This is a genomic window from Macrococcus equipercicus (assembly GCF_004359525.2).
GTDB lineage: Bacteria > Bacillota > Bacilli > Staphylococcales > Staphylococcaceae > Macrococcus > Macrococcus equipercicus.
The window spans coordinates 1-2,351 of the sequence record NZ_SCWC02000023.1 but is presented as its reverse complement, the minus strand read 5'-3'; the positions used below and the strand labels follow the sequence as shown (position 1 = coordinate 2,351).

At 34.5% G+C, this 2,351-nt stretch carries 3 protein-coding genes; all 3 read right to left on the bottom strand.

Annotated elements, in window-relative coordinates:
* Positions 1-100: 100 nt before the first annotated feature.
* Complete coding sequence (locus ERX35_RS11240; RefSeq protein ID WP_149459975.1) at positions 101-757, bottom strand: replication protein; 657 nt, start codon at positions 755-757, stop codon at positions 101-103.
* Between the two features lie 57 nt (positions 758-814).
* A complete protein-coding gene (locus ERX35_RS11235; RefSeq protein WP_246143175.1) occupies positions 815-973 on the bottom strand; it encodes a ribbon-helix-helix domain-containing protein in 159 nt (52 codons plus the stop codon).
* Between the two features lie 1,140 nt (positions 974-2,113).
* Positions 2,114-2,351: hypothetical protein (locus ERX35_RS11230; protein ID WP_246143174.1), on the bottom strand; the 238-nt coding region annotated here is incomplete at its 5' end.

The following is a 2,351-nucleotide window of genomic DNA, read 5'->3' as shown; positions in this document are numbered from 1 at the left end:
TTCAGCTTCAATTACTAATTGTTTTTTAGAAAAATCACTATATTGACTTAATTTTTCTAGGTTATTAGAATCGTAATATTCATCAAAAATATTCATAATCTCAATCCTTTCTATCTTCTTGAGCGATACCTCTTTTAGAGCGTTGATAAGCCCCATCAAAATATAAGCGTAAAATACTCGATTTACTCTCAATAGTTGTCAAAAATAAATTCATATCAATTCCATAGCCTTCGCCATTTTTTTCAATAAAATCATGTAAATCAAGAATGTTCGGAATCGAATAAGCCCGTATAATTTGCAGTAAAGTCTTTAGAGTCTGATTTTTGGTTTCAACATCAATCGTTATATAACGATCAATATCAAAATTATTCATAAGTTTAATTTCAGCCTTATCATAAACATGTTTCTTTTTCTTAATCGCATCTTTACTTTCATGAGTTAAATAAAGATAAGCACTTTCAACTGACTCATAAATAATTTGAACTCTTGCAACTGCTTTACATTCCATATCCTCCGAACTTAATATCGCTTTTAATTTGTTACGCACAGACTCAGCAGTGACGGGATTATTCGCTATGTAGATACCGTGATAATGTGGTTTTTTCAATGTTCTATTTTTATTTTTATCTTTATCATGCAGTGGACTAATCGCCATTGGGACACCTATTTTTTCTAAACGGAATTCCCAATCTTCAGGGAATCCCTCTCCATCAGGATAAAGAAGAAATGTAAAATTTCTAGATTTTTCTTTTACCATATGATAAATTCACCTAAACAGAAAAATTCGGTCAACGTCTGCCAACGTTGGCTTTTTTTATTTTTCTTTCCCTTTCTCTATTTGTTTTTTTACATACTCCTCAAGTGCAAGCACAAAAATTGCAGACTTTGAAAATCCTCTAGATTTTGCCAGCTCATCTACCAATGCATACTGTTCATCTGTCAATCCAATCGAGACTCTCTTTTTTGTATTCACTATCTTTTCACCTCAAAATCAGTTTGTAAAATTATTTTACTTTTTTTAATTATTTACGTCAATTATTTTTACATATATCGGCTATACTTTGCTCTCTAAAAGTCGTCTTTTGCGACCTCTGAGACGATTTTTCGTTTTTAGAGAGCAAGTCTCAAAACCTTACCGCTCTAAGATTAAATACTGTTTTTACCCTATTTTGGCACTCGGCACCTAAAGGGGGGTCGTAGTAGCCCCCCCAGCAACTCGCCCAAATTTCCAAAAACCAAACCCAAAACCAAAAAACAGACCTAAAAATCAAAGAGCGATTTTTTAGATCTGTTTCAAAATCATACGGTCAAAACTTATTCTTGGAGAGTGAATTCCCACAGAATGGGACGCTAACCGGCTATTAGATAGGGCCGATTAGTTAAAACGGCTTAAAACGCTTTTTCAGAGCATTTTAAGGCCCTTAGAGAAAAAGTAGCTGAAAAATAAGAACATCTCTCTGAGAAGCCCTTAGAAGCTCACAGAGACGTTTTAAGCGCGTACAGGACAAATCCCTAGCATTTATTCCAATTTCCTTTTGGAGCGAGCCTCTGACCCCTCAAACTCCCCAGAGATGTCCCACAGGGCAAATTACGCCCTTGTGGGCACACTCCGTTGAGTGTACTTGAGGGGTCTTCTCCTCTCCAAAAGTTTTCTCGGCATAAACAGCAAATCAAAAATTATTCAGTGCAATCGCTCAAATATTTTCGCTCACAATTCATGATTTCAAGCTGACTACTTTCGTCATCTTTTCAATCACACATGCAATCGTTTCGACTGACTACTTCCGTCATTCTCAACTCACTAAATGCATTCAAACCAACTAGCTACTTTCGCTATCTGTTTGAACCAATAACCTAATTTCTTATCACTAATTTATGAATAATCACACGGTTCTTATTCCATAAATTTTTAGTGATAAGAAATCTGTCAAGCAGTGCGAGTGTATACAAAATGCTGACGCATTTCGTGTAACACTCACTCGCTACGCTCACTTGTAAGGGGGACTAAATCCCCCTTAACCCCCAACAACTTTTCTGTCGAAAAGTTCAAAATCAAAACCTAAAAACAAAACAAAAAAAGACAGTCGCACAGGACTATCTTTTTTTGTTTTCTCTATATTCTGCTGTCATATATGCCGTCCATAACTTCACCACGAATGTATATTAAATCTTCTCCACCATTATCGATATAATTCAAAATTTTATTTAAAGTAGTACGCATGTATTCAGCTTCAATTACTAATTGTTTTTTAGAAAAATCACTATATTGACTTAATTTTTCTAGGTTATTAGAATCGTAATATTCATCAAAAATATTCATAATCTCAATCCTTTCTATCTTCTTGAGCGAT

Excerpts from the sequence above, each read along its gene's own strand:
- ERX35_RS11240 (WP_149459975.1), bottom strand. The coding sequence starts at position 757 with ATGGTAAAAGAAAAATCTAGAAATTTTACATTTCTTCTTTATCCTGAT.